The sequence below is a fragment of the Geodermatophilus sp. SYSU D00814 genome (assembly GCF_054050055.1).
In genome coordinates, this window is the sequence record NZ_JBJGYP010000018.1 from 69,484 (window position 1) to 90,658 (window position 21,175).

At 69.4% G+C, this 21,175-nt stretch carries 20 protein-coding genes; 17 read left to right on the plus strand and 3 right to left on the minus strand.

Features of this window, described 5'->3' with window-relative positions; genetic code table 11:
- Position 1 precedes the first annotated feature (1 nt).
- A complete protein-coding gene (locus ACI780_RS15425; RefSeq protein WP_457003955.1) occupies positions 2 to 730 on the minus strand; it encodes an arsenate reductase/protein-tyrosine-phosphatase family protein in 729 nt (242 codons plus the stop codon).
- A gap of 232 nt (positions 731 to 962) precedes the next feature.
- Between ACI780_RS15425 and ACI780_RS15430 the strand changes: the two genes are divergently transcribed.
- The 12 genes from ACI780_RS15430 (at position 963) to ACI780_RS15485 (ending at position 15,126) form a co-directional block, all read left to right on the plus strand.
- A complete protein-coding gene (locus tag ACI780_RS15430) occupies positions 963 to 2,438 on the plus strand; it encodes a polysaccharide biosynthesis tyrosine autokinase (protein WP_457003957.1) in 1,476 nt (491 codons plus the stop codon).
- A 115-nt stretch (positions 2,439 to 2,553) separates the two neighbouring features.
- Positions 2,554 to 4,374: a polysaccharide biosynthesis protein gene (locus ACI780_RS15435; RefSeq protein WP_457003959.1), complete on the plus strand. Its 1,821-nt coding sequence runs from the start codon at positions 2,554 to 2,556 to the stop codon at positions 4,372 to 4,374.
- Positions 4,371 to 5,528, plus strand: coding sequence for a DegT/DnrJ/EryC1/StrS family aminotransferase (locus tag ACI780_RS15440; RefSeq protein WP_457003961.1), 1,158 nt, complete (start codon positions 4,371 to 4,373; stop codon positions 5,526 to 5,528). Before ACI780_RS15435 ends, ACI780_RS15440 begins: the two co-directional genes overlap by 4 nt.
- An 11-nt stretch (positions 5,529 to 5,539) precedes the next feature.
- Positions 5,540 to 6,127: a sugar transferase gene (locus ACI780_RS15445; protein WP_457003963.1), complete on the plus strand. Its 588-nt coding sequence runs from the start codon at positions 5,540 to 5,542 to the stop codon at positions 6,125 to 6,127.
- Complete coding sequence (locus ACI780_RS15450) at positions 6,124 to 6,771, plus strand: PglD-related sugar-binding protein (protein WP_457003965.1); 648 nt, start codon at positions 6,124 to 6,126, stop codon at positions 6,769 to 6,771. The genes ACI780_RS15445 and ACI780_RS15450 overlap by 4 nt, the downstream gene beginning before the upstream one ends.
- The gene (locus ACI780_RS15455) at positions 6,768 to 7,997 is read left to right on the plus strand and encodes a glycosyltransferase family 4 protein (RefSeq protein WP_457003967.1); all 1,230 of its coding nucleotides are present in this window, start codon (positions 6,768 to 6,770) and stop codon (positions 7,995 to 7,997) included. The genes ACI780_RS15450 and ACI780_RS15455 overlap by 4 nt, the downstream gene beginning before the upstream one ends.
- Positions 7,998 to 8,082: 85 nt before the next feature.
- Positions 8,083 to 9,402, plus strand: coding sequence for a lipopolysaccharide biosynthesis protein (locus tag ACI780_RS15460; protein ID WP_457003969.1), 1,320 nt, complete (start codon positions 8,083 to 8,085; stop codon positions 9,400 to 9,402).
- A gap of 260 nt (positions 9,403 to 9,662) precedes the next feature.
- Positions 9,663 to 10,805 (plus strand): O-antigen ligase family protein, encoded by a 1,143-nt coding sequence (locus ACI780_RS15465; RefSeq protein WP_457003971.1) that lies wholly within the window; start codon positions 9,663 to 9,665, stop codon positions 10,803 to 10,805.
- Positions 10,806 to 11,022: 217 nt separating this feature from the next.
- The gene (locus ACI780_RS15470) at positions 11,023 to 11,823 is read left to right on the plus strand and encodes a glycosyltransferase (protein ID WP_457004033.1); all 801 of its coding nucleotides are present in this window, start codon (positions 11,023 to 11,025) and stop codon (positions 11,821 to 11,823) included.
- Between the two features lie 506 nt (positions 11,824 to 12,329).
- A complete protein-coding gene (locus ACI780_RS15475) occupies positions 12,330 to 12,992 on the plus strand; it encodes an acetyltransferase (protein WP_457003973.1) in 663 nt (220 codons plus the stop codon).
- A 558-nt stretch (positions 12,993 to 13,550) separates the two neighbouring features.
- The gene (locus ACI780_RS15480; protein WP_457003975.1) at positions 13,551 to 13,913 is read left to right on the plus strand and encodes a UDP binding domain-containing protein; all 363 of its coding nucleotides are present in this window, start codon (positions 13,551 to 13,553) and stop codon (positions 13,911 to 13,913) included.
- A gap of 205 nt (positions 13,914 to 14,118) precedes the next feature.
- Positions 14,119 to 15,126 carry an LCP family protein gene (locus ACI780_RS15485; RefSeq protein WP_457003977.1) on the plus strand — a complete coding sequence of 336 codons (1,008 nt, stop codon included), beginning with the start codon at positions 14,119 to 14,121 and terminating at the stop codon, positions 15,124 to 15,126.
- Here the strand turns inward: ACI780_RS15485 and ACI780_RS15490 are convergent.
- Positions 15,123 to 15,734: an arsenate reductase/protein-tyrosine-phosphatase family protein gene (locus tag ACI780_RS15490; protein WP_457003979.1), complete on the minus strand. Its 612-nt coding sequence runs from the start codon at positions 15,732 to 15,734 to the stop codon at positions 15,123 to 15,125. The genes ACI780_RS15485 and ACI780_RS15490 overlap by 4 nt on opposite strands.
- An 86-nt stretch (positions 15,735 to 15,820) precedes the next feature.
- Here ACI780_RS15490 and ACI780_RS15495 point away from each other — a divergent pair, with 86 nt between their 5' ends.
- Positions 15,821 to 16,444 (plus strand): arsenate reductase/protein-tyrosine-phosphatase family protein, encoded by a 624-nt coding sequence (locus tag ACI780_RS15495; RefSeq protein WP_457003981.1) that lies wholly within the window; start codon positions 15,821 to 15,823, stop codon positions 16,442 to 16,444.
- Between the two features lie 30 nt (positions 16,445 to 16,474).
- On the opposite strand, the gene ACI780_RS15500 is transcribed toward ACI780_RS15495, so the two are convergent.
- The gene (locus tag ACI780_RS15500) at positions 16,475 to 17,575 is read right to left on the minus strand and encodes an LCP family protein (RefSeq protein ID WP_457003983.1); all 1,101 of its coding nucleotides are present in this window, start codon (positions 17,573 to 17,575) and stop codon (positions 16,475 to 16,477) included.
- A 126-nt stretch (positions 17,576 to 17,701) separates the two neighbouring features.
- Between ACI780_RS15500 and rfbB the strand changes: the two genes are divergently transcribed.
- From rfbB to ACI780_RS15520, 4 genes are all read left to right on the plus strand, one after another.
- Complete coding sequence (gene rfbB / locus ACI780_RS15505) at positions 17,702 to 18,709, plus strand: dTDP-glucose 4,6-dehydratase (protein WP_457003985.1); 1,008 nt, start codon at positions 17,702 to 17,704, stop codon at positions 18,707 to 18,709.
- Positions 18,706 to 19,551, plus strand: a complete 846-nt coding sequence (locus ACI780_RS15510) for an SDR family oxidoreductase (RefSeq protein ID WP_457003987.1) — start codon at positions 18,706 to 18,708, stop codon at positions 19,549 to 19,551. Before rfbB ends, ACI780_RS15510 begins: the two co-directional genes overlap by 4 nt.
- A gap of 42 nt (positions 19,552 to 19,593) precedes the next feature.
- Complete coding sequence (locus ACI780_RS15515) at positions 19,594 to 19,740, plus strand: hypothetical protein (RefSeq protein ID WP_176450111.1); 147 nt, start codon at positions 19,594 to 19,596, stop codon at positions 19,738 to 19,740.
- 89 nt (positions 19,741 to 19,829) lie between these two features.
- A complete protein-coding gene (locus ACI780_RS15520; RefSeq protein ID WP_457003990.1) occupies positions 19,830 to 21,152 on the plus strand; it encodes a UDP-glucose dehydrogenase family protein in 1,323 nt (440 codons plus the stop codon).
- Positions 21,153 to 21,175 lie beyond the last annotated feature (23 nt).

A 21,175-nucleotide genomic window follows, 5' to 3' on the forward strand; every position in this document is an offset into this window, starting at 1 on the left:
GTCAGCGCCGGCGGCTCAGCGGCGGGCGGCGGCGTGCCGCGGGCGGGGCGCCGACGGCGAGGTCGATCCTCGCCGTCGCCGGGCCGGCGGTCGGCAGCGGGGCGTCGGCCCGGGGCGCGGGCACGGGCGCCGGGGTGTCCGCCCGGACGCCGGCGCGCGTGTCGCACAGGGCCTGCAGCAGCGGGATCAGCGAGGCGAAGACCTGTTCGCCGACCTCCTGGTGGACCGAGGACCGCTGGCCGATCGGGTCGCGGACGTCGTCGGCGTCCCGGTCCGCGCGACGGCGGGTGGCTCGCTGCGCACCGAGGGCGGCCGCCAGCGCCCGGGCCCGCTCGTCGAGGCGGGACACCGGCGGCAGGGCCGAGACGTCGACGCGCTCGAGCAGGTCGCCGGCCTCCCGCAGCGTGTAGGCGCGGAACATCGCGCGCGGCGCCAGCTTGAGGACCTCGCGGCGGTGCCGCCGGGTCATGGTCAGGACCAGGTCGGCCGACTCGATCATCTCGCCGGTGAGCTGCTGGGCCGTGAAGCCGGAGGGATCCCCGCCGAGTCCGGCCAGCACCAGGGCGGAGGACGGCTCCATGCCCTTGCCGACGACGGCGTGCGTCCCGGCGCTGCTCGTGCCCACGGCCGCCGCGGACGCCCCCAGTGCGTCGTCGAGGAACGCCCGCGTCAGCCGCTCGCCCATGGGAGAGCGGCAGATGTTGCCCGTGCACACGAAGAGGATCCGCACGGGGGCAGTGAACAACCGGCAGGGCGCCGCGTCCGGGAGGTGCCCGGGAGCGCCGTCTCTGCATCCGGTCTGCTGAACCTCCCACCTCGTCCGTCACAGGGAGTGCGAGCGCAAACACAGAGGGGTTACACGAAACCGGACTGACCGGTATCGTCCGAACCGCTCCCTCACTCGTCTGGGGGACGGGACGCGGACCCGCCGGTCGGTGTCCGGCTCACGAGCGGGGAGACGCGTGGACCTGAAGGACGTGCTGCAGGCGGTCCGGTCGGGGTGGTGGCTGCTGGTCGCGGCCGTGCTCCTCGCCGTGGCCGCGGCCGGTGCCCTCACCTGGATGGCCACGCCGCTGTACGCCTCGTCCACCCAGCTGTTCGTGTCGACCTCGTCGTCCACCGACACCTCCACCGCCTACCAGGGCAACCTCTTCTCGCAGCAGCGGGTCACCTCGTACGCCCAGCTCCTGACCGGCGAGCAGCTCGCCGCCCGGGTCGTCGAGGAGCTCGGGCTGGACCTCACCCCGGCCGAGGTCGCGGCCAAGGTGAGCGCCACGGCCGTCCCGGAGACGGTCATCCTGGACGTCACGGTCACGGACGCCTCCCCGCAGCGGGCGCAGGACATCGCCACGTCGCTGGGCCGCCAGTTCACCCAGCAGGTCCTCGAGCTCGAGACGCCGGAGGGTGGGACGGCCTCCACCGTCAAGGTGACGATCGTCGAGGCCGCCGACCTGAACGAGGCGCCCGTCAGCCCCGACGCCGTCCGCAACCTGGCGCTGGGAGGGGTCCTCGGCCTCCTGCTCGGGCTGGGTCTCGCGCTCCTCCGGTCGCGCCTGGACAACACGGTCAAGTCGGCGGAGGAGGTCCGGGAGCTGGCCGGTGTCGGCGTCATCGGCACGGTGCTGGAGGACCCGCGCCTCGCGGAGGAGCACCTGGTCGCCGACCTCGACGAGCACTCGGTCAGCGCCGAGGCCTACCGGGCCGTCCGGACCAACCTGCAGTTCCTCAACGTCGACCACCCGCCGCGCGTCATCGTCATCTCCAGCTCCATCCCCGGTGAGGGCAAGTCGACGCTCGCGGTGAACCTGTCCACCGTGCTCGCGCAGCAGGGCAGCCGGGTCATGCTCATCGAGGCCGACCTGCGCCGTCCCCGCGTCACGCGGTACATGGGTCTCATCAGCGGGGCCGGTCTGACCAACATGCTGGCGGGCACCGCGGCCCTGCACGAGGTGGCGCAGCCCTGGGGGGACGGCAAGCTCACCGTGCTCGGCGCCGGGCCGATGCCGCCGAACCCGAGCGAGATGCTCGGGTCGGCGCAGATGCGCGTGCTCCTCGACGAGCTCCGGGACACCCACGACTTCGTCGTCATCGACGCCCCGCCGCTCCTCCCGGTCACCGACGCCGCCGTGCTGTCGGTGCTCTCCGACGGCTGCGTCATCTCGACCCGCCACGGGGTTACCCGGCGGGAGGAGCTCACCGAGTCCGCGGCCGTCCTGCAGCGCATCGACGCGAAGCTCCTCGGCGTGGTGCTCAACCGGGTGCCGCAGTCGACCGGCACGGCGCGCGGCTACGGCTACGGCTACAGCTACGAGGCCGACCCCGGCCGGGAGCTGACCGCCGACACCGGCAACATGGCCATCCCCCGGCCGCTTCGGGGGCGCTCCCGCCGGCGGTTCGAGGTGACCGGCCCGCTCCCCCCGGTGCCGACCAGGCGCTGACCAGGCCGACCGGCGCCCCGCGCGGTCGCACGGGGGGGAGGCCTGCCCCCGAACTGATACGGAACGGTACTTCACGAATTGCGCTGCTCCGGCGCGCTCACGGACGGGGGTCGGGATGACGAACAGGCGCGCGGCCTGGCGCTGGCGCATGCGGCGCTGGGGCCTGCTGGGCATGGACACGGTGCTGCTCATCGGCGCGCTGTGGCTCGCCTGCGCCGCCCGGTACGAGGGCGCCGTCGAGCACATCGACGGCCGAGGACTCCTCCTCGTCGGTGCCACCGGTGCGGTCACCTACGTGCTGCTGTCGTCGCTGCTCCGGCTGCACCACGGCCGCTACCCGGTGGGGAGCGCGGACGAGCTCTCCGCCATAGCGGTCGCCGTGGCCTTCGTGACCATGGTGGAGATGGGCGTGGACGTCGCCGGTGGGGCGCCGCGGCTGGTCCCCCTCTCGGTCGTTCCGGTGGCCGCCGCCGTCGCCCTGGTCTGCACGGCGGCGGTGCGCCTGGCCGTGCGCCGGCAGCGGGAGGGCGCCGCCCGCCCGACGGCCGGGGAGCGCACGCTCGTCTTCGGTGCCGGCGACGCCGGTCACCAGCTCGTGCGCTCCATGCTGACCAACCCGGCGAGCACCTACCTCCCCGTCGGTCTGCTCGACGACGACCCGCGGAAGCGGCACACCCGCATCCGCGACGTCGAGCTGCTGGGCGGACGGGACGACGTCGCCGAGGCGGCCGCCGCCACGGCCGCGACGACGCTGGTGATCGCGCTGCCGCTGGCCGACAGCTCGACGATCCGCGACCTCTCCGGCCGCGCGGTGGCCGCCGGCCTGACGGTCAAGGTCGTCCCGCCCCTCGCCCAGCTCCTGGACCGGGGCGACGTCGGCATCCGCGACGTCCGGGACATCGACATCGCCGACCTGCTCGGCCGGCGACAGATCGACACCGACGTCGAGGAGATCGCCGACTACCTCCGGGGCAGGCGCGTGCTCGTCACCGGCGCCGGCGGCTCCATCGGGGCGGAGCTGTGCCGGCAGATCTCCCGCTTCGCTCCCGCGGAGCTGATCATGCTGGACCGCGACGAGTCGGCGCTGCACGCCGTGCAGCTGAGCATCCACGGCGAGGCGCGCCTGGACCTGCCCGAGGTCGTGCTGGCCGACATCCGCGACTCGGAGACGGTCTACGACCTGTTCCTCGCGCGGCGGCCGCACGTGGTCTTCCACGCGGCGGCGCTCAAGCACGTGAACATGCTCGAGCAGTACCCGGACGAGGCCTGGAAGACGAACGTCCTCGGGACGCGCAACGTGCTGGCGGCGGCCACGGCCATCGGGGTCGGCCACTTCATCAACGTCTCCACGGACAAGGCCGCGGACCCGGTCAACGTGCTGGGCCGCACCAAGCGGCTCGCCGAGCAGCTTACCGCGGCCTACGCGGCCCTCAACGAGGGCAGGTTCCTCTCGGTGCGCTTCGGCAACGTGCTGGGCAGCCGCGGCTCGGTGCTCACCACGTTCGCCGCGCAGATCGCCCGGGGTGGTCCCATCACCGTGACCGACCCCGAGGCCACGCGCTACTTCATGACCATCCCCGAGGCCGTCCAACTGGTCATCCAGGCCGGCGTCATCGGTCGCGGCGGCGAGGCGCTGGTGCTGGACATGGGCGAGCCCGTGCGGATCGCGGACGTCGCCCGCCAGCTCGTCGAGATGTCGGGGCGCGACCTGGAGATCGTCTACACGGGCCTGCGGCCGGGGGAGAAGCTCCACGAGGAGCTCTTCGGTGCTGCCGAGGCCGCGTCCAGGGACGCGCACCCGCTGATCAGCCACGTGCCCGTCCCGCCGCTCGAGGACTGGCAGCTCAGCCGCATGGGCCGCCGTGCGTCCGACGTCTGGGCCACGACGGACGCGTCGGCCGCGGTCCTGTGGGCCGACGAGGAGGTGACCCGGTGACCATCACGCCGACCCGTGCTCCCTCACGGATCCTCCTGTCCTCACCGGACGTGGGACCGCGGGAGGAGGAGCTGGTGCTCGAGGCCGTGCGGTCGGGCTGGATCGCGCCCCTCGGGCCCATGGTGGACGCCTTCGAGGAGCGGATCGCCGAGCGCTGCGGCCGTGCGCACGCCGTTGCGCTCTCCTCCGGTACCGCCGCACTCCACCTGGGGCTGCTCGAGCTCGGCGCCCGGCCCGGCACCGTGGTCGTCGTCCCGACGATGACGTTCGCGGCCACGGCGAACGCGGTCGTCTACACCGGGGCCACGCCTGTCTTCGTCGACTGCGACGAGAACGGCAACCTGCACCCCGGTCTGCTCGTGACGGCGCTCGAGGAGCTGGCCGAGCAGGGCGAGACGGTGGCCGCCGTGATCGCGGTGGACCTGCTCGGGAAGTGTGCGGACTACGCCGAGATCGTGCCGGTCTGCGAGCGCTTCGGCGTCCCGGTGCTCTCGGATGCCGCTGAGTCACTCGGCGCCTCTCACGCCGGCTGGCCGGCCGGGTCCTTCGGGTACGTCGCCGCCGTGTCCTTCAACGGCAACAAGATCATGACCACTAGTGGCGGTGGCATGCTCCTGACCGACGACGCCGGCCTGGCTGCCCGCGTCCGCTACCTGAGTACCCAGGCCCGCCAGCCGGCCGTGCACTACGAGCACACGGAGGTCGGCTACAACTACCGGCTGAGCAACGTCCTCGCCGCGCTGGGGCTCGCCCAGCTCGAGCGGCTGGACGAGATGATCGCGCGGCGCCGCCGGCTCCGGGAGCTGTACGCCCTCCTCTTCGCCGGCCGTCCAGGGGCGCGGGTCTTTCAGCGATCGGGGGACGAGGCGGACAACTGCTGGCTCACCGCGGTCGTCGTCGATCCGGCACAGGCGGGCTGGTCAGCGGAAGACCTACGCTGCGCCCTCGATGCGTCGGGCGTCGAGTCGCGCCCGCTGTGGAAGCCGATGCATCGCCAGCCGGTCTTCTCCGCTGCTCGATCGGTGGTGAACGGCACGGCGGATCGACTCTTCGCGACCGGCTTGACGCTGCCCAGCGGTTCGGCGCTGCGGGCGGAGCAGGTCGGGCGTGTCGAGTCAGCCATCACCAGCTTCTTGGAGTTGCAGATCCCATGAGGATGTATGACGTGGGCAAGCGCGTGATCGACGTCGTGATCGCGCTTGTCGTACTTTTGCTCTCTCTGCCGGTTCAAGTAGTCGTTGCCCTCTTGGTGAGGCTGTCCCTCGGCCGTCCGGTGTTCTTCCGACAGGAGCGTCCTGGGCTCTTGGGTGAGTCGTTCTGGCTGATCAAGTTCCGAACGATGCGTGACGGCGCGGAATCAGACGAGGACCGACTCACGCGTTTGGGGCGCACCCTACGAAGCACCAGTCTCGACGAGCTCCCGACCTTGTGGAACGTGCTGCGCGGTGACATGAGCTTGGTCGGACCACGGCCCCTGCGGACCTACTATCTTGATCTCTACACCCCTCACCAGGCTCGCCGCCATGAGGTCCGGCCGGGGGTCACGGGCCTTGCGCAGGTGCGGGGCCGCAACCACCTGACGTGGGAACAGAAGTTCGACGCCGATGTCGAGTATGTAGACGCGCGCAGCTTCTTCCTCGACCTACGAATCCTCGTCGCGACTGTCCGTACCGTCCTCCGCCGAGACGGGATCGCCGCTGCGGGATCGGCAACGATGCCGCGGTTCATCGGAAGCGCGGAGCGTAAGGCTTGAGCGCCGAACCGATCGTGATCGTGGGGGCTGGCGGCTTCGGCCGAAACGTTCTGGACGCCATCGTTTCCGTCAACCGAGCCGCTGCACAACCGATCTATGAGGTCCTCGGCGTCCTGGACGACTCTCCGAGCCACGAAAATCTGAGCCGACTTCGTCGTCGCGGGGTCCCGTTCCTTGGCCCCATTGGTGTCTGGCTGGCGGATGCTCCCGACGTTAGATACGTGTCTGGCCTCGGCATCCCCAGCGTGCGAATGCAGATCGCCGAGCGCTTTGCCCCGCTTGATATTCCTAGTGTTGCCGTCGTGCATCCCAACGCGAACCTCTCTCCCCATGCTGAAGTGGGCGCGGGAGCTGTAATTCTAGGAGGCGTACAGGTTTTGGCCGACGTGGTAATCGGGCCGCACGTGCATCTCAATGCGAACGCCAACGTAGGTCACGACAGTGTCCTGGCCGAGTACGTCTCCGTCAACCCGGGAGGAACCGTTTCGGGAAACTGCCACGTCGAGCGTGGTGTAACGATCGGTGCCGGGGCAGTAATCCTCCAAGGTCTCACCGTTGGCGCCCAATCCATTGTCGGCGCTGCAGCCTGCGTTGTCGTTGATGTCGCCCCCGGCGTGACGGTTAAGGGAGTGCCGGCGCAGTGACGTCCCGTTCCTTCTACAACCTGGTTCAAGTAGATGTACCAAATCCCCGAGGCTTGCCCATTCTACCTCGTCCGCGCCTCCTCTTTGTTCTTTCATCCGCGGAGTCTGCAGAGCGCTTGTACGCCGGTCAATTTAGCTACCTCAGGGACGTTGGCTTCGACGTAGCTGTCGTCTGTCCCGGCGGGAGAATCGCTGACATGGTCAGCGCCCGAGAAGGCGTCCGTGTGGTAGGGGCAGACCTAGAACGCGGCATGTCCGTCTTGAGGGACGTGCGTGCATTGCTTCAAGTCTTGAACATTGTGCGCCGGGAGAGGCCTGCCGCACTTATATACGGAACCCCCAAAGCCTCCCTGTTAGCCTCGGTCGCGGGGGCTCTATGGAGGGTGCCCGTCCGCGTATACGTGTTGCACGGCCTTCGGTTGGAGACCCTGACGGGAGCGGCGCGCCGCATCTTGCGGTCCTTCGAAAGGATGATTGGGCGGCTTTCCACGGAGATTTGGTCCGTCAGTCCGAGCCTGCACGACCTCGTGTTGCAGGAAGGCATCTTTCCGCCCGACCGGACAATAGTGGTCGGCGAGGGGTCGTGTAATGGTGTCGATCTGGAAAGATTTAACAGCGCCGACACGTCGGCCGCAAGGAATGCTCTGTCACTGGATGAGGGAACCTTTGTCTTCATCTTCATAGGGCGCCGCACGAGAGACAAGGGTGTGCACGAGCTGATCGATGCCTTCCAGTCGCTGAAGAACGAAGGTAGTGCGGTAAAACTGCTATTGCTCGGGTCCGACGATCACACCAATCCGGTCGATCATAAGGTTCGTGTCGCAATCGCGAAGGATCCCGACATCGTCGACTGTGGCGACGTCCCGAACCCTGAGGTCTATCTGGCCGCCGCGGACGCGTTGGTGCTCCCGACATACCGGGAAGGCATGCCCGGTGTCCTACTTGAGGCGGCCGCTGCGGGCTGCCCAATCATTACAACGTCGGCGACTGGGGCGCGAGACGTCGCCGCCGACGGTAGGGGCTTCATGGTTCCTGTAGGAGATGCCGGCGCCCTGACGGTAGCCATGCGCGATGTCATGGCGTTCCCCGAAGCGACAAAGAGTCGTCGGGACCGGGCGCAGGCTTGGGTTCGAAGGCATTTCGCTCGATCAGACGTCTGGCAACGGCAGGAAGAGCGGTTGAGGCACCTGCTGCATCATCGAGGGCGCCGAGAGGTGCGCCGATGACTCCGGCATCGGTACGACGTCGCCTACCCTCGCCCCTACCCGTCAATCAACGAAAGCGCCCCCTCGACGTCACACGAGGCGAAATATGAGCTGGCCAAGGGCGTCGATGGCTCAGTCTAGGCAAGCTCACCGCGTTCCGGCGTGGCAGCTGTCGATCCTCGGCCATGCGATCGGCCAGGCTGCGGTGATGGGGTCCACGGTCATCATTGCGCGCTTGGCCGACCCGCGCGTCGTGGGCAGCTATCACCTTGCGCTTTCCGTCGCTTTTGTCCTGGTGCCCATCGTGACCCTGCGTCTGGAGACGGTGGCGCCTAGTATGGAACAGCGGCACTCGTGGACGACTCTACGCTTCGCTGCCAGGGTGGCTGGAGCCGCCTCCATTCTCATTATGAGCGGCGGCTTAGCTGCGATCGTCGTCGAATACCCTGGCGGCCAGACGGCATTCGCCGCGGGCTTACTGGTTGCCTCTCAAGCGTTCGGACTTCTTGATAATGCGGCATTGCTGCAGCGCGGTTGCTATGCGGCACTGGCCATGAGGAACCTTCTCGCAGGGATCTTCACTGCTCTCGCGCAGACCGTGGCCGTCATCCTCTGGCCGACCCCGGTAGCTCTGGCGCTTGGCTTCGCCCTGGCTCGCGTCATGGCAGTGACGTTCACCAGACAATTTGGGGGCAACCAGCGCCGCGTAATGCATGCCGCCAGCGAAGGTGAAGACGCGACGCCGCGGATGCCCGAAGGCAGCGTGTCTTGGCGGAATATCCTATCAGGGGTGGTGGGAAGCGCCGGCGGGCAGCTTCCGGTGACGGCTCTCGGCGTCTTGTGGGGGCCGATTGCCGCTGGCCATGCGGGAGTTGCCCTGAGGCTGGCCGGGGCCCCCGCCAGCTTCATAGGGATGGGTCTTCAGCAGTCGATGCTAGGGCGCTTGTCCATGTTGCGCCGGGAAGCCCGGCCGCTGAAGCCTGAATTGGTGCGCCATATCTGGTGGCTGTCGCCCGTATCGGCATTGATGGTTTTAGTGCTGACGCCGTTCGGGGAGTTCCTGGCAGTTGCTCTGCTCGGTGAGGAGTGGGCGTCTGGCGGACGCATGGTCTCCGTGATAGCGGTCCCGCTAGCCGTTCAGCTGATCGTCAATCCCATGCAGGCTGTCTTTCCCGTACTCCGTGCGCACAACATTTTGTTTGTCATCGAAACGACCCGACTGGGCCTCTTGGTCTGTGCTCTAGCTATCACTTGCCTGGTGGGTGCTCCCCCGTTGGCGGCAATCATAGTCTGGAGCGTCGGCCTCACTGCGGGTCACTTGGTGACTTTGCGGGCAGCGTTCCGCGTCGTGTCCGTTCATGATGCGGCATTGAGGAAGTGTCATCGGGCGGATGGCACACAAGGTCTCGACGTGAGGACGCTGTGAGGCGTGTCCCCAAGCCATACTCCCTGTTCGGTCCAAACACGGAGTATGCCCAAAGCGCCAGCTCTGAACGGCGGTGCATCAGGGCCGTTGACATCGTCGTTCTTGGCCTACCTATCGCCACCGTGATTGGCGGGGACCACGGTGCGAATGTATCGGCTGCCGACCTCTTCCTTCCTCTCGCGTTCGCAGCAATCCTGTGGCAGCTGCGGCAACGCGGTGACCGGGTTTCAAGCATCAAAGGAGGGCGGCTTCAATCTTGGTTGCTCTACTTCTCGGCAGTATCCGTAGCCCTACTGCTGGGCCTGTTCATTCGAAGTGTAAGGGGTGTAAACGTTGACTTCCCCTACGGCGTCGGCGCCGTCCTCAAATTCTGGGTCGCGCTGGCCTACTTCAGCGTATTTGCGTTCTACAGCGTCAGGCTCTTCCGTGAGGGTGGCCGACTTCTGAGACTGTGGGTAAGAACTTGCTCGGCCGCCGCGCTTACTGGCACGGCGGGGTCAATCCTGCACTCTCAAGGTGTAGTCACGCCGTTCGCCCTCGAGTTTCGGGCCACCGGCGGATTCGATGATCCGAACCTCTTCGCCTCCTATCTGTTGATCGGCATCGCACTTACCTTCGTCTCCCACTCAAGGCGCGAGCTGCGTCGTCCTTACGCCCATCTTGTCGTCCAAGCGACTGCGCTCCTCTTGACAGGATCCCGAGCAGCCATCCCGGCCCTCGTGCTTGGCCTGGCGGTAGCCCTAATTCTCGGACAGGCGCGTCGCGTGGTCAACGCCGCGATTCCCTGGCTTGCAAGCCTCGCGGCGGCGTCAGGTGCCATCTGGTTGTATTGGCCAGGACTACAGCTCGACTCGGTAGACCGGCTCGCTGGTGCCCAAGCGACGGTTGAGTCCGATGTCCGCCTGAGCCTGTGGTCCTTGGCTTGGCGCATGTGGCTGGACAATCCCCTAATCGGGGTGGGCATCGGGCAGTTCAGAGCAGCCGCCAGCGAGTACGCGAACTGGCCGGTGCAGAACATCCCGCATAGCACCCACCTAAGTTTGCTGGCTGAAACCGGACTACCCGGGTATGCCCTTGTGATGGGCATTCCGTGCGTTATTCTGATCCAGCTTTCCAGGCTCGCCAGAACCGGCGCCGTTGATTCCTCATCAACCTGGCTGATGGTAGGAGTCGCATGCTCACTCGCCGTGGCGTTCACCCTCAATATCGAGAACTCGCGCAGCCTGTGGGCCTACTTGGGTGTCTGCCTCGGCTACATAATTGCGGTTCGACGTGGATCGGGGAGCCGCCTGGGCGATCTTGTCGGCGGCGGGAAGGCACAAGTGTCGTCACCTCGCCCTGGACGGCTAAGAGGTGACGTCCCGCTCCGGGTGCTAGGGAAGGGGCGGCCCCGAGAGGAGTAGGACCCGCTGCGGAGCGAGCGGCGGTACCCCGTGGTGCCTTGAATCGCGGAGCGTATCGCGTTGGAGCCTATGGAGGTACCCTTTCCCGTGGAGCTCGCAGGGGGCCAGATGAAGGCTGAAGGAGATGTGGCGGAGATCGTTTCCTACGCGACGGTAATGATTGGTCCTGTGTCCGCGCTCGAAACTAAGCCTGGAGCTTTCCGTGCCTGAGATCTCGGTGCTCATGTCTACGCTCACCGTAGATGCGTGGCTCACGGAAGCCGTCGACTCGGTACTGCTTCAGCAAGACGTTGACCTAGAATTGATCCTCGTGCTCGATGGCGCCCGCGCTGAAGGCCGGGCGACATGGATGCAAGACCGGCGCGTACGAATCATCTCGCTTCCCCATAGGCGCGGTTTGGCGAATGCGCTGAGTATCGCCGCCAGCGGAGCACATGGCAGGTTCCTGGCGCGCATGGACTCAGATGATGTTTCCGCTCCTGATCGACTATCGAGGACGCAGGAGTATCTTGATTCAGGCGCCGATGCTGCAGTTGTCGGCACCGGAGCATACCTGATTGACTCCGACGGGCGGCGCATAGGAGAGTTGAGATCGTCGGCCGGCGATGATGTTCGTCGTGCCCTCGTCTCCAGGAACCGCCTTGTGCATTCGTCCGTAATGATGCGTCGATCGGCGTACGAACAGGTCGGGGGCTACAATCGTCGGCTGGTGCAAATGGAAGACTACGACCTTTGGCTCCGCCTGGGCTTAGTGGGCCGTGTCGCCGTCCTGCGGGACAGATTGTTGTCCTACCGTGTGCACGCGAGCCAGATGAGCAGGGGAGCTGGCCCGAGGGGGGAGCATGTGTCTCAAGTCTCGCGCGGGCAATACCGGCTCGGACGGAAACTAAGCCTGCCGACTATCAGTGTCGCGTCGTCCGTTCTTACTTGGAGGGCGGCGCAGTATGCCCGCTATCTCGGTGTCGTCAGGGCTGGATATGACAGGGCGGACGTTGCAGGGGAGCGGGCGCGGGTCTGAGTAGGTATTTGTACGTCAACAACGGGTGGAGTGTGCCTCACGGCTTGCATGTTGTTACGATCTCAGGGGACATGTCCCAAGGCGTCGTGCTGAGCTGCAAAAGGAGTGCGGCGCACACAAGGACTATCCGGGTGGTCACCCCAGCGGCCTATGGGTGCATACTTGTCGGGTGCTCGGCGTAGTGCCGGGGCTCGGCTGGGGGTGGAGCCTGCCCCTAGATTGATCCGAGTCCTTCTGCCAGGGTGCGCCGATGATCATGGCTGACCGTGTGGGCAAGTCGTCGGTTCAAGTCTCAGGTCGCCGCCTCCTGGCTCCGGCGAGTAGCCCATACGGTGCGTTTTGTTTCGCCTGAGTCGGTCAGGATCTCTCTGATGTGTGGGGAGTTGCCAGTCCAGTGAGCTGCGCTCGGTTGAGCGGCCAAGAGGGACGGTCCGGGGGCCGCGACCAGTAGTCAGGCGAGAAGCCACGCGGTCGCGCTTGTATCGCGCACTAGACAGGATGGTCAAGTGAAAGCCGCACCGTTGATAATCGTCGGCGCCGGCGGTTTTGGTCGCGAGGTGCACGATGTCGTTGAAGCGATCGAGGACCAGCGGCTTAGGCAAGGAGCCCAGCCGTATGAAGTGCTCGGGTTCGTTGACGATGGCAGTCCGGACGAGGAACTCATCGACGACCGGGGTGTTCCGTTCCTGGGGGGTGTCAGTGCGCTGGCTTCGCTGCCTGATGACGTCCAGTACGTAATCGGGATTGGCGACGGCGCGACGCGCAGGCGCATCGATGAGTGGGCCACGGGGCTCGGTCGTACCCCCGCGACATTGGTGCATCCGAGTGCCGTGATCGGCCGTCACAGGGTAACCATTGGGCCTGGGTCAATCATTTGTGCTCAGGTAGTCATCACAACGAACGTGGTGCTTGGGCGACACGTGCACCTGAACCTGGGAGTGACTGTGGGCCACGAGGCCATTCTGGGCGACTATGTTACGGCTAATCCTAACGCTTCCGTCTCAGGTGAGGTCCGGCTGGGGAGCGAGGTGAATTTGGGAACCGGCTCGTCGGTGATTCAGGGGCGATGCATTGGCGCACGGACCGTAGTTGGTGCAGGAGCCGCTGTGGTTCGTGATTTGCCCAATGATGTGACCGCAGTAGGCGTGCCAGCCCGGCCGATGGCTTGAGCGCTAACACAATCGGCGTTGCGGGCGTCGAGTCAATTTGCACTTGACACTATCGCCTCTGGCAATGAAATGACCTGGCGCCGGGATATGAGGCGGGGCAGTGTGCGGCCATAACGTGCACTTGCTTGAGGGCAGCCGAGAGTTGCAGAAGAGGCGCACGCAGTTGCTCCGGGCTGACTCTCGCGCCCGCTGCGCTCACCGTCGTCTTGGCGCCTCGTGCTTGGCTTGTGTGCCGCCTGAGTCATCCCTCGTGCGGTTGAATCTGTATTCACTTGGGGAGCGACGTCGGTCGGGTTGCACCGGCCGACAGGCGGCCTTCTGGGTAGGGGTGCGCGCAATGTCGAATGTTGCCATGATGAACGGTAGAAGTGACGCTTGCGGGACGCCCGGGTTGAGTGGGTGAGCCGTGACTGGGTCTTCGCCGACTCTGCTGGGACCGACCCTCTGGGTGCAAGCGCAACGCCATAGCCTCATGCCCAAAAGGAATGTGTCCAATGATCTGGCGGAGCCCTCGTGTCAGGTTCAGCCGAACGCGGACGGCAGTGCTCTTCCGGCTGCATGATTGAACCTGGCGGGCGGACAATTGGGTCCGACGACATCCGCGACTTTCCGGCGCTCAACGTCGCCGCGCAGCTGCAGCTGCAGGGTGCGGTGGTGTGCGTGACCGACCTCGCCGCCGTCGACAACAGCCGCCGGGAGTGGCCGCACCTGGACTTCGCCGCGACGCCGGAGGAGGCCGCCGAGCGGGCCGACGCCGTGCTGGTGCTCACCGAGTGGCGGGCCTACCGCGAGCTCGACCCCGTCGCCTTCGGCGCGGTGGTGCGCCAGAGGCGGGTGCTCGACGGCCGCAACGCCCTGGACCGGGAGGCCTGGACCGCCGCCGGCTGGACCTACCGCGCCCTGGGCCGCCGCGCGAGCTGAGGAGGCAGGGCACCTCTGTGGCGGCTGAGGTCCTGGCGCCGTCGCGTCGGACATTTCAGTCCTGAATCGGACCGTATCCGGCCTACCGTCTGTGGTGCTCATGCACAGGACAGTGGGGACGCGCGTGACCGACTACCGGACTCAGCAGGACGTGGATCCATATGAGAGGTCGTGTGATGGCGAGGACCCGGGTCGAGATGCGGAGGTGCCCCGACGGCGGGTGCGGCTGCGCCGCGCGCTCGTCGCCTTGGGCGCCTCCGTCGTCGTCCTCCTCCTGCTCGTGGCCGGCGGTGCTTGGTACCTGACGAACCGCTACGCGGGGAACCTCAACCGGGTCGACGCGTTCCAGGGGCTCGACGAGTCGCAGCGGCCGGCGCCGGCCACCAGCGCCGCCGGTGGTGCGCCGCTCACGTTCCTCGTCGTCGGGTCCGACACCCGTGCCGACGTCCCCGAGGGCGAGGACCCCGACGGGCGGTCCGACGTGATGATGCTCGTCCGGGTCGCCGCCGACCGGCAGCGCGCGCAGGTGGTCTCCCTGCCGCGGGACACGTGGGTCGACATCCCCGGTCACGGGCCGACCAAGCTCAACGCCGCCTACGCCTACGGGGGACCCAGCCTCCTGGTGCAGACGGTCGAGCAGCTCACGGGCGTGCGCATCGACCACTACTCGGCCATCGACTTCCAGGGCTTCGTGCAGATGACCGACGCGCTCGGCGGCGTCGACGTCCAGGTCGCCGAGGCCGTGACCAACGGTCCCTACACCTACGCGGCCGGCACCAACCACCTCGACGGCGAGGCGGCGCTCGCCTACGTCCGCCAGCGCTACGGCCTCCCCGGCGGCGACTTCGACCGGGTCAAGCGCCAGCAGCAGTACCTGCGGTCGGTCTTCGCCCAGCTCTCCGAGCAGGACGTCCTCGCCGACGCCGGCGCCCTCGACGAGTTCCTGGTGGCGCTCACCGGCGCCATGACCGTGGACGCCGGGCTGTCGAACACCGGGCTGTTGGGCATGGCGTACGACCTGCGGTCGCTGCGCCCCGACGGGCTCACCTTCCTGACCGCCCCGGTGGCCGGGACCGGCCGCGAGGGCAGCCAGAGCGTCGTCTATCTCGACCAGAACCGCGCCGACCGGCTGTGGGAGTACCTGCGCACCGACTCCCTCGGCGCGCACGTCGACGAGTTCCGCCTCGACACCCTGCCGGCCGCGCCGAACTAGGCGGGCACGGGCGGCAGCCGGTGGATGCGCACCGTGTCGTACGCCGTGGCCCGGCTCTCCAAGACCCGGAGCAGGGGCGCCAGCGCCTCGGCGACCTCGTCGACCGCCACGGCGTGCGCACGGGCCGGCCCGTCGATCGGGTCGGCGACGTCGGCGTCCCGGCCGGCCGACCGGTGGACCGCCCGCGACTCGGCGAGCGCGTCGGCCAGGCGGGCGAGCCGGTCGGCCGGCGGTGCGGCGTCGAGGACGCCGGGCGGCAGCAGCCCGGCCAGCCGCGACGCCTCGCGGAGCGTGAAGGTGCGCCGCAGCGCCCCCGGGCGGACGGCGAGCAGCTCGTCGCGGTGGTGCGCCGCCATCGTCAGCACGAGGTCGGCGCCGTCGACGTCGTCCCCGGTCAGCCGGGACGACGAGAACCCGGCGGTCGGCACGCCCCGCCGCTCGAGCACGGCCGCCGTCCACGGGTGCACCGGCCGCCCGGCCACCGCCCGGGTACCTGCGCTGCGGACCAGCAGCGCGGTGCCAGGGGAGCCGGCCGCCCAGGACGAGACCAGCAGCTCGGCGGCCGCTGACCGGCAGATGTTGCCCGTGCACACCAGCAGCAGCCTCATGACTGGCTGATCGGCGGTCTGCGGCCCCGGCTTGAGCCGGGCGGTCCCGGACGTGCGTCCGGAACCGCCCGCGCAGACTGGGGGACGTGCCCGCGTCCCCGAGCCCGCCGTTCACCGTGCTCGTGGTCTGCACCGGCAACATCTGCCGCTCGGCCCTCGCCGAGCGCCTGGCGCGCGCCTACCTCGACGAGGTGCTGGGGACGGACGCGCCCGCGATCCGGGTGGCCAGCGCGGGCACGCGCGCCGTCGTGGGATCGGCGATGCACCCCGACAGCGCGCTGGTCCTCCGCGGCCTGGGCGGGGACCCGGACGGCTTCCGGGCCCGGCAGCTGCGGCCGGAGCTGGTCCAGCAGGCCGACCTCGTGCTCGCCATGACCGCGCGCCACCGCGAGGCGGTCCTGGCGCAGGCGCCGGCCGCCCTGCGCCGCACGTTCCTGCTCCGCGAGGCCGGAGACCTCGTGACCACCCTCCCCGCGGACGTCCCCGGCAACGAGCCCGACCCGGCCGCGCGGGCCCGCCGGCTGGTCGGCGCCATGGCCGGTGCCCGCGGGCGCCGGCCCGCCGACCCGGGCGACGACGTGCCGGACCCCATCGGCGGGCCGCTCGAGGTGCACGACCGGGTGGGCACGCTCATCGCCGAGGCGCTGCTGCCGCTGCTCGACCGGCTGGTCGTGCTCGACCCGTCAGCAGTCCCCTCCGCGCGGTCCTGACGCGGCGGAGCGGTCCCGGGAGGACGCGCCTCAGCGGGGCACGTCGGGCAGGGCCTGACCGCCGAACTCGTCGGCGTTCTGCGACAGGGAGTCGTTGCGCAGGTAGGACCACATCCGCTCCCCGGTCACCTCGTCGAGGTAGACGACGCTGGCCGAGCCCTCGGTGCCGGTGCCCAGCACCGGCGCGGTGAAGGAGTCGACGTCCTCCGGCCGCAGGTCGCGCAGGGAGTACGCCAGGCCCAGCAGGTCGGCGTTGCCCAGGGTGTCGTCGACGGCGACCGCGCGGGTGACCGCGAGCAGCGCGGCGTCGAGGCGGCCGGGGTCGCTGAGCGCGCCGGAGGCGGACAGCTGGCCGAAGACCGCCTCGAGGTACTGCTGCTGGCGGCGGACGCGGTCGAAGTCGCCGCCCTGCAGGCCGTAGCGCTGCCCCAAGTACCAGCGCGCCTGGTCGCCGTCGAGGTGGTTGACGCCGGCCTCGAAGGTGTACGGACCCCACGTGGTGGTCTCGGCGACGACGACGTCGACCCCGCCGAGGGCGTCGGTGACCTCGACGACGCCCTCGAAGTCGATCGCGACGTAGTGGTCGATGCGGACCCCGGTCACCTGCTCGACGGTCTGGACCAGCAGCGACGGGCCGCCGTAGGCGTAGGCGGCGTTGATCTTGTCCCGGCCGTGTCCGGGGATCTCGACCCACGAGTCGCGCGGGATGGACACCAGCTGCGCGTGCCGCCGGTCGCCGGAGACCCGCGCGATCATGATCGCGTCCGAGCGGCCGCCCTCGGCGATGCCCTCGTCCGCGGTGCCGCGGCTGTCGGTGCCCACCAGCAGGAAGGTGACCGGTGCCTCGCCGGCGTCCTCGGCGGGCGTGGCGGGCGCCGGCCGCGCCTCCTCGTCGAGCCCGGCGAACACGTCGGTGACGCGGTCGATGTTCCCGGCGTAGCGGTCGGTGAGGTACCACAGGCCCCCGCCGACCACGGCCACCCCGACGACGAGCAGCACGGCCAGCGCGGTGAGGAACCGGCGCAGCCCCCGGCGCCGGCCCGAGCGGGGGCGGTCCCGGCCGTCCGGTGTCCCCGCCGGCGCGTCCGAGTCGGCCGGCGGGCCCTCGAGCCCGGCGTCGTCCCTGGTCATCGCGCCCCCGTCCCCCCGCGTCGTCGGACCAGGATGTCCAGGTGGCGCGGCCGCCCGCCACTGACCTCATCCCTCGGGGTGAGCGGGTCCCCGGCTCTGGTCCGGAGGTCTGACACCCTGGCGTCCGTGAGCGAGATCCGTCGTCTGCTGGTGACCGGTGGGGCCGGCTTCATCGGTGCCAACTTCGTCCACCAGACCGTCGAGCGCTTCCCGCAGTACGAGGTGACCGTCCTCGACGCGCTCACCTACGCGGGCAACGAGGCCTCGCTGGCCGGCGTCCGGGAGGCGATCACCTTCGTCCACGGCTCGGTCACCGACGCCGCGCTCGTCGACGACCTGGTCCGCGGCAGCGACGCCGTCGTCCACTTCGCCGCCGAGAGCCACAACGACAACTCCCTCGCCGACCCCGCGCCGTTCCTGCAGACCAACGTCGTCGGCACCTACACGCTGCTGGAGGCGGTGCGCCGGCACGACGTCCGCTACCACCACGTCTCCACCGACGAGGTCTACGGCGACCTCGAGCTCGACGACCCGCACCGGTTCACCCCCGAGACTCCGTACAACCCCTCGAGCCCCTACTCCTCGACCAAGGCCGCCTCGGACCTGCTGGTGCGCGCGTGGGTGCGGTCCTACGGCGTGCGGGCCACCATCTCCAACTGCTCGAACAACTACGGGCCCTACCAGCACGTGGAGAAGTTCATCCCGCGGCAGGTCACCAACGTGCTCGACGGCCGGCGGCCCCGGCTCTACGGCGCCGGTCACAACGTGCGCGACTGGATCCACGTCGACGACCACAACACCGCGGTGCACGACGTCCTCGCCCGCGGCCGCACCGGGCACACGTACCTCATCGGTGCCGACGGCGAGGTCGACAACCGCACGGTGCTCGCCACGATCCTCGAGCTCTTGGGGCAGCCGGCCGACGCCTTCGACTCCGTCACCGACCGCGCCGGGCACGACCTGCGCTACGCCATCGACGCGACCAAGCTGCGCGAGGAGCTGGGCTGGCGGCCCCGCTACACCGACTTCCGCGAGGGGCTGGCCGCCACCATCGCCTGGTACCGCGACAACGAGGACTGGTGGCGGCCGCTGAAGGACCGGGTCGAGGCGGCCTACGCCGCGCGCGGCCAGTGACGGCCGTCGTCCTCGGTGCCCGGGGGCAGGTCGGCCGGGCGCTGGCGCGCCGCTTCCCCGACGCGCGCGCCCTCGACCGGACGGCGCTGGACCTCACCGACCCGGCCGCGGTCGCCGGCCACGACTGGACCGGGGTCGACCTGCTGCTCAACGCCGCGGCGTACACGCAGGTCGACGCCGCGGAGGACCCCGCCAACCGGCACCTGGTGCAGGCGGTGAACGTCGACGCCGTGGGCGCGCTCGCCGGCGTCGCCCGCGACCGCGGGGCCACGCTCGTGCACTTCTCCAGCGAGTACGTCTTCGACGGGCGCGCCCGTGGCCCGATCCCCGAGGACGCTCCGGTCCGGCCGCTGAGCGTCTACGGACAGAGCAAGGCCGACGGCGACCGGTTCGTCACCGCGCTCGACCGGCACCTGCTGCTGCGCACCACGTGGGTCGTGGGGGAGGGGCGCAACTTCGTGCGCACGATGGCCGACCTCGCCGACCGCGGCGTCAGCCCGGCCGTCGTCGACGACCAGGTCGGCCGGCTCACCTTCGCCGAGGACCTCGCCGCCGCCGTCGGGCACCTCCTGGAGCGCGGGGAGACGGGCACCTACAACTGCACCTGCGGCGGGGAGCCGGCGTCCTGGGCCGACGTCGCCGAGGTGGTCTTCGCCGCCCGCGGGCGCGACCCCCGCGACGTCCGCCGGGTCAGCACCGCCGAGTACACCGCCGGCAAGGTCGGCCTCGCGCCGCGGCCCCGCAACAGCGTCCTCGACCTCGCCCGGCTCGAGGCCACCGGCTTCCGGCCCCGCGACTGGCGGACCGCCCTCGACGCACACCTGTCCTCGCTGCCCCGCTGAGAGGCGTTCCGCCCGGCCCTCCGGTCGGGCACCATGCACCGCGTGTCCCTGGTCCCGCCGGCCGAGCCTCCGGGCCCGGGCGCGCGGCGGCGCTGGCACCGGCACCGGTTCCGCTGGGTCGGGGAGGACGCCTTCAGCGGCGCCAGCCTCTACGCCTGCCGGTGCGGTGTGGTGCGGCCGGCTCCCTGAGCCGGTCACCCGACCCGGCCTTCCCCGGGCGCTCCGTCCGGCGTCGTGGTGCACTTCGGTGTCGAAGTGTCCGGCACGGAGGAGCGGGGATGCGCATCTCGGTCATCGGCTGCGGCTACCTCGGCGCCGTCCACGCGGCGTCGATGGTCGAGCTCGGGCACGAGGTGGTCGGCGTCGACGTCGACCAGCGCAAGGTGGCCGCGCTGTGTGCCGGCCGGTCACCGTTCTACGAGCCCGGCTTCGACGAGCTGCTCCAGCACTCGCTGGGCTCGGGACGGTTGTCGTTCTCCACCGACGTCGCCGACGCCGCCGGGGCACGGGTGCACTTCCTGTGCGTCGGCACCCCGCAGAAGCACGGGGAGTACGCCGCGGACATGCGGTTCGTGGAGGCGGCGGTGGAGTCGCTGCTCGAGGTGCTGCAGCCCGGCGAGCTGGTGGCCGGCAAGTCGACGGTCCCGGTGGGGACGGCCGCACAGCTGGCCGAGGTGGTCGGCGGCAAGGTCCCCGGCGCGCTGGTGGCCTGGAACCCGGAGTTCCTCCGCGAGGGGTTCGCCGTCCGCGACACGCTGCACCCCGACCGGCTGGTCTACGGCCTGCCCGCCGACCCCGCCGACGCGGCCACCGCCGAGGCTCTCCTCGACGAGGTCTACGCGCCGATCGTGGCCCGCGGGACGCCGAAGGTGACCACCGACCACGCGACCGCCGAGATGGTGAAGACCGCCGCCAACTCCTTCCTGGCCACCAAGATCTCCTTCATCAACGCGATGGCGGAGTTGTGTGAGGCCACCGGCGCCGACGTCAAGCAGCTGGCCGACGCGATCGGCTACGACGAGCGGATCGGGCGGCGGTTCCTCAACGCGGGGCTGGGTTTCGGCGGCGGCTGCCTGCCCAAGGACATCCGCGCGTTCATGGCCCGCGCCGGCGAGCTGGGCGCCGACCAGGCGCTGACGTTCCTGCGCGAGGTCGACAACATCAACATGCGCCGCCGCATCCGCATGGTCGAGCTCGCCCGCGAGGTGCTCGACGGCTCGCTGCTGGGCAAGCGGGTGGCCGTGCTGGGGGCGGCGTTCAAGCCCGACTCCGACGACATCCGCGACTCCCCGGCGCTCAACGTCGCCGCCCAGCTGCAGCTGCAGGGCGCGGTGGTGTGCGTGACCGACCCCGCGGCGATCGACAACAGCCGCCGGGAGTGGCCGCACCTGGACTTCGCCGCGACGCCGGAGGAGGCCGCCGAGCGGGCCGATGCCGTGCTGGTGCTCACCGAGTGGCGGCAGTACCGCGAGCTCGACCCCGTCGCCTTCGGCGCGGTGGTGCGCCAGAGGCGGGTGCTCGACGGCCGCAACGCCCTGGACCGGGAGGCCTGGACCGCCGCCGGCTGGACCTACCGCGCCCTGGGCCGCCGCGCGAGCTGAGGGGCCGCGGGGCCGCCGCAGCG